General features: G+C 63.3%; 12 protein-coding genes. 8 read left to right on the plus strand and 4 right to left on the minus strand.

The window, feature by feature from the left end; translation table 11 throughout:
* Positions 1-54 precede the first annotated feature (54 nt).
* Complete coding sequence (gene glnE, locus AKL28_RS10560; RefSeq protein WP_050468091.1) at positions 55-2769, plus strand: bifunctional [glutamate--ammonia ligase]-adenylyl-L-tyrosine phosphorylase/[glutamate--ammonia-ligase] adenylyltransferase; 2715 nt, start codon at positions 55-57, stop codon at positions 2767-2769.
* A 61-nt stretch (positions 2770-2830) separates the two neighbouring features.
* Here glnE and AKL28_RS10565 read toward each other — a convergent pair whose 3' ends face one another.
* The 4 genes from AKL28_RS10565 to tkt all read right to left on the minus strand — a co-directional run bounded on the left by AKL28_RS10565 (position 2831) and on the right by tkt (position 7403).
* Complete coding sequence (locus tag AKL28_RS10565) at positions 2831-3355, minus strand: hypothetical protein (RefSeq protein ID WP_050468092.1); 525 nt, start codon at positions 3353-3355, stop codon at positions 2831-2833.
* Positions 3356-3582: 227 nt separating this feature from the next.
* Complete coding sequence (gene gap / locus AKL28_RS10570) at positions 3583-4596, minus strand: type I glyceraldehyde-3-phosphate dehydrogenase (RefSeq protein WP_050468093.1); 1014 nt, start codon at positions 4594-4596, stop codon at positions 3583-3585.
* 214 nt (positions 4597-4810) lie between these two features.
* Entirely contained in the window at positions 4811-5365 is a 555-nt protein-coding gene (locus AKL28_RS10575) for a GNAT family N-acetyltransferase (protein WP_050468094.1), read from the minus strand.
* A gap of 19 nt (positions 5366-5384) precedes the next feature.
* On the minus strand, positions 5385-7403 hold the full coding sequence (gene tkt, locus AKL28_RS10580; RefSeq protein WP_414735697.1) for a transketolase: 2019 nt from the start codon (positions 7401-7403) through the stop codon (positions 5385-5387).
* A 214-nt stretch (positions 7404-7617) separates the two neighbouring features.
* Here tkt and AKL28_RS10585 point away from each other — a divergent pair, with 214 nt between their 5' ends.
* The 7 genes from AKL28_RS10585 to AKL28_RS10615 all read left to right on the plus strand — a co-directional run bounded on the left by AKL28_RS10585 (position 7618) and on the right by AKL28_RS10615 (position 15959).
* Positions 7618-8343, plus strand: coding sequence for a 16S rRNA (uracil(1498)-N(3))-methyltransferase (locus AKL28_RS10585; RefSeq protein WP_050468096.1), 726 nt, complete (start codon positions 7618-7620; stop codon positions 8341-8343).
* 146 nt (positions 8344-8489) lie between these two features.
* Positions 8490-9467 carry a bifunctional riboflavin kinase/FAD synthetase gene (locus AKL28_RS10590; RefSeq protein WP_050468097.1) on the plus strand — a complete coding sequence of 326 codons (978 nt, stop codon included), beginning with the start codon at positions 8490-8492 and terminating at the stop codon, positions 9465-9467.
* A gap of 123 nt (positions 9468-9590) precedes the next feature.
* The gene (gene ileS / locus AKL28_RS10595) at positions 9591-12485 is read left to right on the plus strand and encodes an isoleucine--tRNA ligase (RefSeq protein WP_050468098.1); all 2895 of its coding nucleotides are present in this window, start codon (positions 9591-9593) and stop codon (positions 12483-12485) included.
* Positions 12486-12559: 74 nt separating this feature from the next.
* A complete protein-coding gene (lspA, locus tag AKL28_RS10600) occupies positions 12560-13075 on the plus strand; it encodes a signal peptidase II (RefSeq protein ID WP_050468099.1) in 516 nt (171 codons plus the stop codon).
* A gap of 65 nt (positions 13076-13140) precedes the next feature.
* Entirely contained in the window at positions 13141-14337 is a 1197-nt protein-coding gene (coaBC, locus tag AKL28_RS10605; protein WP_050468100.1) for a bifunctional phosphopantothenoylcysteine decarboxylase/phosphopantothenate--cysteine ligase CoaBC, read from the plus strand.
* Between the two features lie 66 nt (positions 14338-14403).
* Positions 14404-14853 carry a dUTP diphosphatase gene (gene dut, locus AKL28_RS10610; protein WP_050468101.1) on the plus strand — a complete coding sequence of 150 codons (450 nt, stop codon included), beginning with the start codon at positions 14404-14406 and terminating at the stop codon, positions 14851-14853.
* Positions 14854-14864: 11 nt separating this feature from the next.
* Entirely contained in the window at positions 14865-15959 is a 1095-nt protein-coding gene (locus AKL28_RS10615) for a M48 family metallopeptidase (protein WP_231602390.1), read from the plus strand.
* The last annotated feature ends 86 nt before the right edge of the window (positions 15960-16045 follow it).

The following is a 16045-nucleotide window of genomic DNA, read 5'->3' on the forward strand; positions in this document are numbered from 1 at the left end:
GTTTTACGCTCTGTTTTCCTTCTTTTACACCTGCCCCGACCCATTCGCGCCCTTATGCCAGATTCGACTGCCCCTCTCGCCAACGCCCAGGCTTCGCGTTATTTCACCCGTTGGACCCAGGCCGATGCCGCCCGTCCGGCGCTGGTCGCCGAAACAGCCGCCCAGGCCATGGACCGCGCTTTCTTCGCACGCCGCCTGCAAACCGACCTGGATACCGGCCTTGCGCTCAATGCCGCCATGCGCCGCCTGCGCAACCTGGTCGTGTGTACGCTGATCGAGCGCGACCTCGCCGGCCGCGCCGACCTGGGAGAGGTGGTCGCCACCATGACCGAGTTCGCCGACTTCGCGGTGCAGACCCACCTGGCGGCCCTCATGCGCGAGCAAACTGCGCTGTATGGCGTGCCCATCGGCGAGGAATCCGGACGAGCGCAGCAGATGATCGTACTGGGCATGGGCAAGCTGGGCGGCGGCGAGCTCAATGTTTCCTCCGACATCGACCTGATCTTCGTCTACCCCGAAGACGGCGACACCCGGGTGGAAGATGGCCAGAAGCAGCTCTCCAACCATGAATTCTTCGTGCGCCTGGGCAAGAAACTGATCGGCGCCCTGGCCGAGATCACCGAAGACGGCTTCACTTTCCGCGTCGACATGGCGCTACGCCCCAACGGCAATTCCGGCCCGCTGGTGGCCAGTTTCAACATGGTCGAGGAATACCTGGTGCGCCAGGGCCGCGAATGGGAACGCTACGCCTGGACCAAGGCGCGCGCACTGACCGGGGACCCGGAAGATATTGCCGCACTGGAAGCCATCAGCCGCCCCTTCATTTTCCGCCGCTACCTGGACTTCGGCTCGATCGACGCGCTGCGTTCGATGCACGCGCAAATCCGCGCCGAGGTCAAACGCCAGGAAGCGCTGCATCCGGACCGCAGCAACAACGTCAAACTGGGACGCGGCGGCATCCGCGAGATCGAATTCGTCAGCCAGGTATTCCAGTTGATCCGGGGCGGCCGCGACCCGGAGCTGCGCGACCGCTCCACCCGCACCACCCTGCGTACGCTGGTCGCCAAGAACCTGCTCGCGCCGGACGTGGTGGAGCAGTTGCTGGCGGCCTATACGTTCCTGCGCGACCTCGAACACCGCCTGCAATACCTGGAAGATGCGCAGACCCACACCCTGCCGGTCAATCCCGATGACCTGCTGCTGGTGGCGCGCATGATGGGCTACACCGACACCGCGGCCCTGCTGCAGGCGCTGGAAGCGCATCGCCGCATTGTGGCGGCACAGTTCGATGCCATTTTCAACGACAAGCAAGCCGCGCCCGACAACGAGAACGAAACCCCGGGCATCAACGATGCAGATGGCCTGGAAGCCATCGCCGACGCGCTCACGCTGGTGGGTTTTCCCGAGGCCGATATCGAAGCCGGCGCCAAACGCCTGCAACTGACCTGGCAGTCGCCGCGCATGCAAAGCCTGCCGGAACAGAGCCGCAACCGCCTCAATACGGTAATCAACGCTGCCCTGCCGCTGATTGCGGCATTGCATTACGACCAGTTGCCGACGCTGGGCCGCCTGCTCGACTTCCTTGAGGCTATCGCGCGCCGCGCCGCCTACCTGGCGCTGCTGACCGAATACCCCTATGCGCTCACGCGCCTGATCCGCATGATCGGCGCCAGCGGCTGGGCCGCTACCTATCTGACGCAGCATCCCATCCTGCTGGACGAACTGCTGGACGACCGCAACCTGAAAGCGGATTCCGACTGGGCCGCCTTCGCCGAGAACTGCCAACGCCAGCTCGACACCGCGCCGGGCGATACCGAGCGCCAGATGGATATCCTGCGCGAACTGCACCACACGGAACTGTTCCGCCTGCTGGCGCAGGATCTGGAAGGCGACCTGTCGGTAGAGAAGCTGGCTGACGAACTCTCGGCACTGGCCGACATCCTGGTCGACGCCACCATCAAGGCGGTATGGCAAACCATCGCCCAGCGCCACCGCGAGGTACCGCAATTCGCCGTGATCGCCTACGGCAAGCTGGGCGGCAAGGAACTGGGTTACGTGTCCGACCTCGACGTGGTATTCCTGTACGACGACGACGACCAGGAAGCCCCTGCGCTATACGCCAAGCTGGCGCAACGCTTCATCACCTGGATGACCAGCCACACCCCGGCCGGCACGCTGTTCGATATCGACATCGCACTGCGCCCGGACGGCGCCAGCGGGCTGCTGGTGTCGCCGGTAAGCTCGTTCGAGAAATATCAGCTCAACTCGGCCTGGATCTGGGAACACCAGGCGCTCACGCGCGCACGCTTCTGCGCCGGCGACAGCGCCATCGGCGAACGTTTCGAAGCGCTACGCGAACGCGTGCTGCGCCAGCCGCGCGACTATCAGAAGCTGGAGGAGGAAGTGCTATCGATGCGTCACCGTATGCGCGACGCCCATCCCAACCGCAGTACCCAGTTCGACCTGAAGCACGATGAAGGCGGCATGATCGATATCGAGTTCATCGTCCAATACCTGGTGCTGCGCCATGCGCCGGAACATCCGCAGTTGACCGGCGACATCGGCAACATCGCGCTGCTGAAGCTGGCGGGGCAACTGGGCTTGATCGATACAGCGTTGGCGGCCGAAGCCGCCAATGCCTACCGGCTCTTCCGCAAGCTGCAGCACCAGATCCGGTTGCAGGGCGCGGAACGTGCCCACATCGACGCCGAGCGTGTGGAGCATGAGCGCGCCTGCGTGATTCGGCTGTGGCAGTTGGTGTTTGGCTGAACAAACCGCTTGCCGGAAAAGCAAAAACGCCCCTCACGGGGCGTTTTTGCTTTGCTTCGCCTCAGTACTTGGGCGTGGGCTTGTCGTCGCGGCTGGAGCTGCGATCGCTGGAACCGCTATCGCGCGAGGAACTGCTGTCACGTGATGAGGAACCACCGTCGCGGTCGCGCGAACGGCTGCTGTCGCGGGTACTGTCGCGGTCACGCGACCGGCTGGACGAATCCTTGGCATCCTTGCCGTCCTTGTTGTCTTTACTGTCCTTGGCGGGCTCAGGTGGCGGCGCTGGAGGTGGCGGCGTAACGGTCTGGATGTTCTTGGCCGCCATGTATTCGTGCATATCCTTCCAGCCGGCAAAGATACCCGCCTTCAGGGCGTCCGGATTGCGCTGGTAGCAGTCTTCCAGTGACTGGCCGGCCTGGCGGCAGCCGGCGCCCAGGGCGATGCCTTCGGCCTTGGCCTCCTCTGGCGTCTGCTTGGGCTTGGAGAAGCTGCTGATGTAATCGCACGCGGAAAGCGAAAAGGCGACACCGGCGATCAGGGCCAGCCTGGCAACGAGGCGATGTGCTTGGAATGAGGTTGCTGACATTACGTCCCTCTTGTGAATTCGAATTGATCTTGTTTGAAATGCAATGCCGCAAACGGACAAAAGGCCATTGCAAACCGAAGTTTGCAACAGCCTTTCGATCTTTTGCAGGCTGATGACATATTTTCACCGGCATGCGCAAGCTTGCATCCGAGGAAAAGAACCCGAATCAGCCCGGAAATTGACGATACCGGCCGGGAAAACCTCCCGAGGCCGGTATCGGCGGGGTATTACTTGGCAGTCACCAGTGCCACGGTGGTGTCCAGCATACGGTTCGAGAAGCCCCATTCGTTGTCGTACCAGGACGAAACCTTGACCAGACGGCCGGAGACCTTGGTCAGGGTGGAGTCGAAATTCGACGACGCCGGGTTGTGGTTGAAGTCGACCGATACCAGCGGCTCGGTGCTGTAAGTCAGGATGCCCTTGAGCGGGCCGGCTTCGGCAGCGGCCTTCATGATGGCGTTGACTTCGTCCACAGTGGTATCGCGGGCAGCGACGAACGACAGGTCGACCAGCGAAACATTGATGGTCGGCACGCGGATCGCGAAGCCGTCCAGCTTGCCGTTCAACTCAGGCAGCACCAGGCCGACCGCAGCGGCAGCGCCGGTCTTGGCCGGAATCATGCTCATGGTGGCGGAGCGAGCGCGGCGCAGGTCTTCGTGGTAGACGTCTGTCAGCACCTGGTCATTGGTGTAGGAGTGCACGGTGGTCATCAGGCCATTCAGCACGCCGATCTGATCGTTCAGCGGCTTGACCAGCGGCGCCAGGCAGTTGGTGGTGCAGGAAGCGTTCGAGATCACGGTATCGCTGGCCTTGAGCACGCCGTGGTTGACGCCGAACACAACGGTCGCATCCACGTCCTTGCCGCCCGGAGCGGAGATGATCACTTTCTTGGCGCCGCCCTTGATGTGGGCGCTGGCCTTTTCCTTGGTGGTGAAGAAGCCGGTGCATTCCAGCACCACGTCCACACCCAGCTCGCCCCACGGCAGTTCTGCCGGGTTGCGTTGCGCCAGCACCTTGATGCGGTCGCCATTGACCACGATCGAGTCGCCGTCGACGGTCACGGTGCCCGGGAACTTGCCGTGCGCGGTGTCGTACTGGGTCAGGTGGGCGTTGGTCTTCGGATCGCCCAGGTCATTGATGGCGACGATCTCGATGTCGTGCTTCTTGCCGCCTTCGTAGTGGGCGCGCAGGATATTGCGGCCGATGCGGCCATAACCGTTGATTGCGACGCGAATTGCCATGCTCTTCTCCTTAAGGTATTAAAAAATCAATGCAAATCGGTTCTGCCGGAAAACCGCCCACAGCAAGAGAGCCTACTGGGGCGGCCGGGTCGCTCCCGGCCATTTTTCGGTCTTTTCCGGCCTTGTTCTTGCGTATTGTTCTGGCCCTGCCTGCACTGCCGCCGGATGATCTGCGTCTCGGCAAACCTTCCGGCTGATGATTCCCTGCCAGCGCTCAGGACTTCAGCTGGCGCCAGACGAAACCGACTTCGTCCAGCTCGGTGCCGTCGTCCCAGGTGAAGGTCTGCTCGAACAACTGTTCGGCTCCCAGCGCCTTGAAAAATTCCCGTGCGCCTTCGTTCTTGGCCAGCACCCAGACCATCAGGCCGGTAGCGCCGGCGCTGATCAGGGTCGCCGCCACGTTGGCCAGCAGTTTCTTGCCCAGGCCGCGGCGCTGCTCGTCAGGCAGCACGCAGATGGCAGAGAGCTCGGCGTCGCAGCCGAACTTGCTGTCGGCCAGCGTCATGCCCGAGGCGAAACCGATGATCTCGCCACCGGCTTCGGCCACGAAGGTGCAGGCCGCGTCCGACGAGGCGCCCAGCACCTGCTCCCACAGCTTCACGCTCTGCTCGGGCTGCAAGCTGTCCAGGTAGCTGTCGGGCACCAGGCCACGATAGCTGGCACGCCAGCTATCGATGCGCACGCCGGCAATCGATGCCGCGTCCGAAGCACGGGCGCGCCGGATCGTCACTTGCTCGGTCGATGCGCCCGTTGGTACTGCTTGTGTCATTGCGTTGTCCTTCGGGGGATCAGGCCAGCAGCTGCTTGGCCTTGCCCACCACGTTCTCGACGGTGAAGCCGAAATGCTTGAACAGCACACCGGCCGGCGCCGATTCGCCGAAGGTGTCGATGCCGACCACGGCGCCTTCCAGGCCCACGTACTTGTACCAGAAGGCAGTCACGCCGGCTTCGATGGCCAGGCGCGGCAAGCCCTTGGGCAGCACGGATGCCTTGTAGGCGGCGTCTTGGCGGTCGAACACGTCGGTCGACGGCATCGACACCAGGCGCACGGCGATGCCGTCGGCAGCCAGCGCATCGGCAGCCTTGGTCGCCAGTTCGATTTCGGAACCGGTGGCGATGATCACCAGCTTGGCATCAGCCGCATCACGCAGCACGTAGCCGCCGCGCGCGATGTCCTTGATCTGGGCGTCGGTGCGCTCCTGGAACGGCAGGTTCTGGCGCGAGAAGATCAGGGTGCTGGGGCCGTCGTTGCGCTTGATGGATTCAGCCCAGGCCACGGCGGATTCGGTGGTGTCGCACGGACGCCAGTTGTCCAGGTTGGGGATCAGGCGCAGGCTGGAGACGTGTTCCACCGACTGGTGGGTCGGGCCGTCTTCACCCAGGCCGATCGAGTCGTGGGTGAACACGAACAGCGAGCGGATCTTCATCAGCGCAGCCATGCGCAACGCATTGCGGCTGTAGTCGGAGAAAGTCAGGAAAGTAGCGCCGAACGGCAGGTAGCCGCCGTGCAGGGCGATGCCGTTCATCATGGCGCTCATGCCGAATTCGCGCACACCGTAGTTGATGTGGTTGCCGGCCTGGTTGGCGCGCACTGCCACCGATTCCTTCCAGTTGGTCAGGTTGGAGCCGGTCAGGTCGGCCGAACCGCCCAGGAATTCCGGCAGCACCTGCGCATAGGCCTGGATGGCGTTCTGGCTGGCCTTGCGGGTGGCGATGTTTTCCTTCTTCTCGACGGTGGAGGCGATATAGGCGGCCACGGTCTTGTCGAAATCGTCCGGCAGCTCGCCCTTGATGCGGCGCTGCAGTTCGGCGGCTTCGGCCGGGAACTTGGCGGAATAGGCGGCGAACAGCTTGTTCCACTCGCCTTCCAGTTGCGCGCCGTTGGCCTTGGCATCCCATGCCGAATAGACGTCGGCCGGGATCTCAAACGGTGCGGAAGTCCAGCCCAGCGCTTCGCGCACGGCAGCGATTTCCTTGTCGCCCAGCGCGGCGCCGTGCACCTTGTCGGTGCCGGCCAGGTTGGGCGAACCCTTGCCGATCACGGTACGGCAGCAGATCAGGGTCGGCTTGTCGGCCAGCTTGGCCTGGTGGATGGCGGCGTTGACCGCTTCCACGTTGTGGCCGTCCACGGCGGGGATGACGTGCCAGCCATAGGCTTCGAAGCGCTTCGGGGTATCGTCCTTGAACCAGCCTTCGACGTGGCCGTCGATGGAAATGCCGTTGTCGTCGTACAGCACGATCAGCTTGGACAGGTTCAGCACGCCAGCCAGCGAACAGGCTTCATGCGAAATGCCTTCCATCAGGCAACCGTCGCCGACGAAGGCGTAGGTGTAATGGTCGACCACGGCCAGGTCGGGCTTGTTGAATTCGGCGGCCAGCAGCTTCTCGGCCAGCGCCATGCCCACGGCATTGGTGATGCCCTGGCCCAGCGGGCCGGTGGTGGTTTCCACGCCCGGGGTGATGTGCACTTCCGGGTGGCCGGCAGTCTTGGAATGCAGTTGGCGGAAGTTCTTGATCTCTTCCATCGGCAGGTCGTAGCCGGTCAGGTGCAGCAGCGCGTAGTGCAGCATCGAACCGTGGCCGTTGGACAGCACGAAGCGATCGCGGTTGGACCATTGCGGATTGGCAGGGTTGTGGCGGTAATGCTTGGCCCACAGCGCCACGGCGATTTCCGCCATCCCCATCGGCATGCCCGGGTGTCCAGAATTTGCTTTTTGTACAGCGTCCATCGCCAGCGCGCGGATCGCGTTGGCCATCTTATCGGTGGGGAGAGTGGAAATCATGTCGGTGTCAGAGAGTTGCTGGATGCGCCCGCAGGCGCCAAAAACCTGTATCGGGGAGCCAACGCCCTGTTGCCGCCGGCTCCGATGCTGCCATTCAAATGCAAACCCCGGAAATGTCCGGGGTCGCGCGGGGCTATATTTTACCAGAGAGCGTCCGGACTCACGCCACAAATGGGCCGGAAGCCGATGCAGAGGTAAAATCCGGGATCGCTCCATCATTATCGCCAAGATCCAATCCATGCCCCGTTTCTTTTGTCCGCAAGCCCTCAGCATCGGGGCCTCCCTGGTTCTGCCCGACCATGTAGCCCATCACGTCCAGGTGCTGCGGCTGCAGCCGGGCGACCATGTCACGCTGTTCAACGGCGAAGGCGGCGAGTACACCGCCACCCTGACCGCCATTGAAAAGAAGCGCGCCCATGCCGAAGTCAAGACCTTCTCTCCGCGCGAAGCCGAACTGCCCTACGCGCTGACGCTGGCGCAGGCGCTGCCGGAAGGCGCCAAGATGGACTGGATCGTGGAAAAAGCCGTCGAACTGGGCGCCACCGCCCTCGTCCCGCTGGCCGCGCAGCGCTGCGTGGTGCGGCTGTCGGGCGAACGGGCCGAGAAAAAGCAGGTGCATTGGCAGGGCATCGTGCAGTCCGCCGTCGAACAATGCGGCCGCAACCGCTTGCCGCACCTGGCCGAATTGTCAGAATTCCGCCGCTGGATCGCCCAGAGCGACCTGCACCGCCGCATCCTGCTGTCGCCGCGCGGCGAGCAGCCCCTGTCGGGCTGGGCGCGCCATCATCCGCCGCAAGCGGTGACCCTGATCGTCGGCCCCGAAGGCGGCTTCAATGAAGAAGAGGAACAACTCGCCTGCGCGCAAGGCGCCTTGATGCTGTCCATGGGGCCTCGCGTGCTGCGCACCGAGACGGCCGGCATGGCGGCCCTTTCGGCCTTGAATGCGATTTGGGGAGAGATGTAGACATCCAATTATTTCCACAAGGAAATTATCTGTACCGACCCGATTGCGCCGATTCCAGCCATCAAATCAAGGAAAGCCTCCGAAAACATTTATAATGGAAGGCTTTTGCAACAGAGTCACTTTCCAGCGTTTCAATCAGCTTTTCAATGAAGGTATTTCGCGGACTTCCCAATGCCGAATCACGAGCGCCCTGCGCTTTGACGATCGGCAATTTCGACGGCGTGCATCTCGGCCACCAGGCCCTGCTGGCGCGCGTGCGCGAAGCTGCCGGCCGCCTCGGCCTGGATGCCGCGGTGATGACCTTCGAGCCGCACCCGCGTGAATTCTTCGCGCAACTGGCAGGCAAGCCGGAAAACGCACCGGCGCGTATCGCCAACCTGCGCGACAAGCTTCAGTCGCTGGCCGACTCCGGCATCGACCGGGTGATCGTCGAACATTTCGGCAGCCACTTCGCCGCGCTTTCGCCGCAAGACTTCATTGAAAAGATCCTGGTGCAAGGCCTGCACGTTCGCTGGCTGATGGTCGGCGACGACTTCTGCTTCGGCGCGCGCCGCGCCGGCAATCTGGACACCCTGATCGAAGCGGGCAAGAAATACGGCTTTGAAGTGCACTCCATGCCGACCGTGACCAATGCCGGCGTGCGCATTTCTTCGTCGGCCGTGCGCGCAGCGCTGGCCAAGGGCGATTTTGACCTGGCGCGCCAGTTACTGGGCCATCCCTACTCGATCAGCGGCCATGTGGTCCACGGCAAGAAACTGGGCCGCACCATCGGTTTCCCTACGCTGAACATGCGCGTGGGCCACAAGCATCCGGCGTTGTCGGGCATCTTCGTGGTACAAGTGCACGGCCTCGGCGACCGTCCGCTGCCGGCGGTGGCCAGCCTGGGCGTGCGCCCGACCGTGGACGACAGCGGCCGCGTGCTGCTGGAAACCCATTTGCTGGACTTCGAGGGCGACTGCTACGGCAAGCTCCTGCGCGTGGATTTCCTGAAAAAACTGCGTGACGAAGAGAAGTACGTCGACCTGCCCACGCTGACTGCGGCGATTGCACGCGATGCCGAACAGGCACGCGCCTATTTCCGCGAAAACGCCGGCTTCGCCATTTCGGCGACCGACCGAATTTGACGCTGGCAGCCGGCCGGCCTCCACGCCAGCCGCCGTCCAGCTCTCCGCTCCAGTTCTCCGTATTTGCGCCGCGCCCCATGCGGCGCCATCAGAATCAACCAGCATCCATCAGAGAAATTTGTCATGTCCAACAATGAATCGCCGGCCAAGCCGGGCAAGCAGGAAAAACAAGGCAAGGCGCCCTCCAAGTACCCGGTCAACATGACCGAAACCGCGTTCCCTATGCGCGGCGACCTGGCCAAGCGCGAACCGCAATGGGTCAAGCAATGGCAGGAAAAGAAAATCTACGACCGCATCCGCAAGGCTTCCGCCGGCCGCCCCAAGTTCATCCTGCATGACGGCCCACCATACGCCAACGGCGAGATCCACCTGGGCCACGCCGTCAACAAGATCCTGAAGGACATGATCGTCAAGGCCCGCAACATGGCCGGCTTCGACGCGCCCTACGTGCCGGGCTGGGACTGCCACGGCATGCCCATCGAGATCCAGATCGAGAAGAAGTACGGCAAGAACCTGCCGGTGGCCGAAGTGCAAGCCAAGGCGCGCGCCTATGCCAACGAGCAGATCGAACTGCAAAAGAAGGACTTCATCCGCCTGGGCCTGTTGGGCGAATGGGACAACCCGTACAAGACCATGAACTTCTCCAATGAAGCCGACGAGCTGCGCGCGCTCGGCACCATCCTCGAGAAGGGTTACGTCTACCGCGGCCTCAAGCCGGTGAACTGGTGCTTCGACTGCGGCTCGGCGCTGGCTGAGGCTGAAGTGGAATACCAGGACAAGCGCGATCCGGCCATCGACGTCGGCTTCCCGTTTGCCGAGCCGGACAAGATCGCGGCCGCCTTCGGCCTGCCCAAGCTGCCGACCGACAAGGGCTACATCGTCATCTGGACCACCACGCCCTGGACCATCCCGTCCAACCAGGCGCTGAACGTGCATCCTGAATTCGACTACGCGCTGGTGCAGACCACCCGCAACGGCGAGCCGCTGCTGCTGATCCTGGCCAAGGATCTGGTCGAGTCCTGCCTGCAGCGCTTCGGCCTGGAAGGCAGCGTGATCGCCACCACCCAGGGCGAGAAGCTTTCGCTGATCAATTTCCGCCACCCGCTGGCCGCCGCCAACAAGGGCTATGACCGCCTGTCGCCGGTCTATCTGGGCGACTACGTGACCGCCGACAGCGGCACCGGCATCGTCCACTCGGCACCGGCCTACGGCATCGAAGACTTCATCTCGTGCAAGGCGCACGGCATGAAGGACGACGACTTCATCAACCCGGTCATGGGCGACGGCCGCTACGCCTCTTCGCTGCCGCTGTTTGCCGGCATGACCATCTGGGAAGCCTCCAAGCCGATCTGCTCGGCGCTGGAACAAGCCGGCTCGCTGTTCAAACTGGTCATGTTCGACCACAGCTACATGCACTGCTGGCGCCACAAGACGCCGATCATCTACCGCGCCACCTCGCAATGGTTCGCCACCATGGACAACACGCCCAAGGATGGCGGCAAGAGCCTGCGCGAAACCGCGCTGCAAGGCATCGAAGACACCGCCTTCTTCCCCGCCTGGGGCAAGGCGCGCCTGCACGGCATGATCGCCAACCGTCCGGACTGGACGCTGTCGCGCCAGCGCCAATGGGGCGTGCCGATGGCCTTCTTCGTGCACAAGGAAACCGGCGCGCTGCACCCGCGCACGCCCGAACTGATCGAGCAGGTCGCGCAGCGCATCGAACAAGGCGGCATCGAAGCCTGGCAAGCGCTGGACCCCAAGGAATTGCTGGGCGACGAGGCCGACCAGTACCTCAAGAACAAGGACACGCTGGACGTCTGGTTCGACTCCGGCTCGACCCACCAGACCGTGCTGCGCGGCTCCCACAAGCAGGAGCTGCAGTTCCCGGCCGACCTCTACCTGGAAGGCTCGGACCAGCACCGCGGCTGGTTCCACTCGTCGCTGCTGACTTCTTCCATGCTCAACGGCTGCGCGCCCTACAAGGCTTTGCTCACGCACGGTTTCGTGGTGGACGGCGAAGGCCGCAAGATGTCGAAGTCGCTCAAGAACGGCGTGGAGCCGCAGAAAGTCGCCGACTCGCTGGGCGCGGAAATCCTGCGCCTGTGGGTAGCGTCGAGCGATTACTCCGGCGAGATCTCGATCTCCGATGAAATCCTGAAGCGCGTCACCGAATCTTATCGCCGCATCCGCAACACGCTGCGCTTCCTGCTGGCCAACACCTCCGACTTCGATCCGGCCCAACACGCCGTGCCGCTGGCCGAGCTGCTGGAAATCGACCGCTACGCGATCGCCAACATGACGCGCCTGCAAGCCGAGGTGCTGACGCACTTCGAGTCGTTTGAATTCCATCCGGTGGTGGCCAAGCTGCAGATGTACTGCTCGGAAGACCTGGGCGGCTTCTACCTCGACATCCTCAAGGACCGCCTGTACACCAGTGGCGTCGATTCGGCTGCACGCCGCTCCGCGCAGACTGCGATCTGGCACATCACCCAGGCGCTGCTGCGCCTGATGGCCCCGATCCTGTCGTTCACCGCGGAAGAGGCATGGAGCTTCTTCGCCGGCAAGGACGCCTTCGAGCAAAGCGGCGAAACCATCTTCTCGCAGACGTACTACACCCTGCCCGAGGTAGCGGATGCCGACGCGCTGCTGGCCAAGTTCGCCGTGCTGCATGACGTGCGTGCGACAGTGACCAAGCAACTGGAAGAAGTGCGTATTGCCGGCGGCATCGGTTCCTCGCTGCAGGCCGAAGTCGAACTCAAGGCGGCCGGCGACAAGGCGGCCGTACTGGAAAGCCTGGGCGACGACCTGAAATTCGTACTGATCACCTCCGGCGCCAAAGTGACCGAGGTGGGCTCGGCGGAAGAGGAAACCGTGGTCGTCACGCCTTCGACCTACCAGAAATGTGAACGCTGCTGGCACTATCGCGCCGATGTCGGGTCTCATGCCGAGCATCCTGGCCTGTGCGGCCGCTGCTTCGCCAACCTGTTCGGCCAGGGCGAGCAACGCCGCTTCGCCTGACCCGACCGATGCAAGCCGTTCTTCGCCCGGCTCCCTGGCGAAGAACGGCATCCCAGCCTTCAACAAGAACTCTCATGGCAACCAAAAAGCGCTCTTCCTCTTCCGGTCCGACCGCCTCGGTGCAGGGCCTCTTGCCGTGGATCGGCATTGCCGCCATCGTGCTGCTGCTGGACCAGCTCACCAAGATCACCATCCTCAAGCTGTTCCACTACGGCGAATCGCTGCCGGTGACCGGTTTCTTCAACCTCGTCCTAGTCTACAACAAGGGTGCGGCCTTCAGCTTCCTGGCCGCCAGCGGCGGCTGGCAGCGTTACCTGTTTACCGCCATCGGCATCGCGGCAGCGGTTTTCATCATCCACCTGCTGCGCAAGCACCCCGGCCAGCGCATGTTCTGCTGGGCGCTGGCGCTGATCCTGGGCGGTGCCATCGGCAACGTGATCGACCGCGTCGCCTACGGCCATGTGATCGACTTCCTTGACGTCTTTGTCGGCAACTGGCACTGGCCGGCCTTCAACCTGGCCGATAGTGCGATTTGCGTAGGTGCGGTATTGTTCGTCGTGGACGAATTGCGCCGGGTTTCCAAGAAGTAAAGAATCCGCCGTTCGGCTCATGCGAAGCGCATGCTTCGCCTCATTCCGGGAGCAAGGAACAAGACATGGATCTCGCTGGCAAGAAAATCGTACTCGGCCTGACCGGTGGCGTGGCCTGCTACAAAGCCGCCATGCTGGCGCGTGAACTGGGCCGCGCCGGCGCTACCGTGCAGGTTGTCATGACGCAGGCGGCCACGCAGTTCATCACCACGGTCACCATGCAGGCACTGACCGGCAACACGGTCTACACCGACCAGTGGGATGCGCGCATCGCCAACAACATGCCGCACATCGACCTCACACGCGATGCCGACGCCATCGTGATCGTGCCCTGCTCCACCGATTTCATGTCCAAGCTGGCGCATGGCGCCTGCGACGACCTGCTCTCCACGCTGTGCATCGCGCGTCCGGCGCGCGTGCCGCTGATGGTGGCGCCGGCCATGAATGTGGAGATGTGGCAGAACCCGGCCACCCAGCGCAATGCGCGCCAGCTGCGTCAGGACGGCATCCTGCTGCTGGGCCCCGACGCCGGGGCGCAAGCCTGCGGTGAAATGGGCGAAGGCCGCATGCTGGAGCCTGCGCAATTGATGGAAGACATCATTGCCGCGTTCCAGCCCAAGCTGCTGGCCGGCCGCCGGGTGCTGCTTACTGCCGGCCCGACGTTCGAGCCGATCGACCCGGTGCGCGGCATCACTAATCTTTCCTCCGGCAAGATGGGCTACGCACTGGCGCGCGCCGCGCGCGAGGCCGGCGCCGACGTCATGCTGGTATCCGGCCCGACCGCGCTGGAGGTACCTCACGGCGTACAGCGCATCGACGTGCAGACCGCGCAGCAAATGCATGACGCCGTGATGGCCAACGTTGCCGGGCAAGACCTGTTCGTCGCAGTAGCGGCGGTGGCCGACTGGCGCGTGGCCAATGCCAGCACGCAAAAACTGAAGAAGAATGCCGATGGCGGCGCGCCGCAATTGCAATTCACGCAGAATCCCGACATCCTCGCCGAAGTCGCAGCCCTGCCCCGGTGCCCCTATTGCGTAGGATTTGCCGCCGAATCGGAAAACCTCGCGCAATACGGCGCAGCCAAGCGGGCAAAGAAGAACATCCCGCTGCTGGTGGGCAACCTCGGCCCCCAGACTTTTGGGCGCGATGACAATACCTTGATGCTGTTCGACGAACAAGGCCATACCAGCCTGCCGCATGCCGACAAACTGACACTGGCGCGCCAGCTGGTGCGTGAAATCGCGCGCCGCATGGCAGCCTGAATCCCCGCGGCCCGCGTCTTTCGCGGGCCATGTTTTTTTATCCTATTGAACCGGACAACCGCCTCCATGAAGACCATCGACATCAAGATCCTCGACCCGCGCATGCAAGACCAGTTGCCCGCCTACGCCACCCCCGGCAGCGCCGGCCTGGACCTGCGCGCCTGCATCGACGCGCCGCTGACGATCGCTCCCGGCAGCACCCATCTGATCCCCACCGGCCTGGCGATCCACCTGGCCGATTCCAACTATGCCGCCGTGATCCTGCCGCGCAGCGGCATGGGCCACAAGCATGGCATTGTGCTCGGCAACCTGGTCGGCCTGATCGATTCCGACTATCAGGGCCAATTGATGGTCTCGACATGGAACCGCGGTGCGACCGAATTTGTCCTAAACCCCATGGAACGCCTGGCCCAGTTGGTGATCGTCCCGGTACTGCAAATCGGCTTCAATGTGGTGGCAGAATTCGATAGCAGCGAGCGCGGCGCCGGCGGCTTCGGCAGCACAGGCAAACACTGATGGAGAACCGAATGTCCGCACCCTACCTGCCCGCGTGGCAGAAGATCAGAAGTATTGCCGTACTGGCGCCGCTGGCCGTATTGGCTGCCTGCGCCACGCAGGAAACGGGGTCGCCTGTTGCCCCCGCTACCACCAGCAGCCCTGCCGCAGTCGTGGCGCAGGCCCCCAAGTCGGCTGACACCCCTCAGAAAAAGGAACTGCGCGACCTGATCGCGCAACAGGATCGCTTGTATCGTGTGGCAGCGCCGCTGTTGACCAGCAATGCGCAACTGTGCCGCGGCAATGCGCGCAACCTGCTTGGCTTCACCGCCAAGAACAGGTATTCGTTCCCCATCGAATATGCCGATACCGCACGCAGCCTGGGCTATGACGATCGCCTGCAGGTGACGGGTGTGCTGCCCGGCAGCGGCGCCGAGCAAGCCGGTATCCAGCGTGGCGACCTGCTGGTCATGCTGGCCGGCAAGCCGATGCCGCAAGGCACCGACGCAGAGCGCCAGGCCGCCGTACTGCTGAGCCCGCTGGTGGTGAAGAAAGCACCGATCAGCCTGGGCGTGCAGCGCAACGGCCAGCAACTCACCATCAATGTTCCTTTGACGTTTGCCTGCGCCTTCAGCATCGAGCTGGGCAACGCCGACAACGTCAATACCTATGCCGACGGCCGCCGCGTGCTGATCACCCGCGGCATGCTGAAATTCACCCAGACCGACGAGGAACTGGCCTACCTGATCGCCAAGGACATGGCCCACAATATCCTCGGCCACGCGATCCGCCAGCGCATGGTGTCGACCATTGCCGAAGTCATCGATAACCTGCTGCTGCCGCATCCGGACCCGACCACCACGGCCGGTACTGCCGGCATCCGCGTCTATCCCCAGGATCTCGACGCTGCGGCCGATACGCTCTCGCTCTACCTGCTGGCACGCGCCGGCTACAGCATCGACAACGTGCCGGCCTTCTGGAAGCGCCTGTCGGATCAATATCCGGCCAGCGTGGCCAATGGCTACACGGCCTTACATCCATCGACGGCTTATCGCCTTTCGATGATCGATAAGGTGACGCAGATCGTGAAGGCCAAACAGCAGTCCGACAAACCGCTGATGCCCTGAGCGGTTACCGCTCAAGCAGGAACGGCGCGGAAGAATGATTCTTCCGCGCCGTTTTTGTTTTCAGCCTGCGCCACCCCAAGCACCGT

Source organism: Herbaspirillum chlorophenolicum, from assembly GCF_001189955.1.
Lineage (GTDB): Bacteria > Pseudomonadota > Gammaproteobacteria > Burkholderiales > Burkholderiaceae_D > Herbaspirillum > Herbaspirillum chlorophenolicum.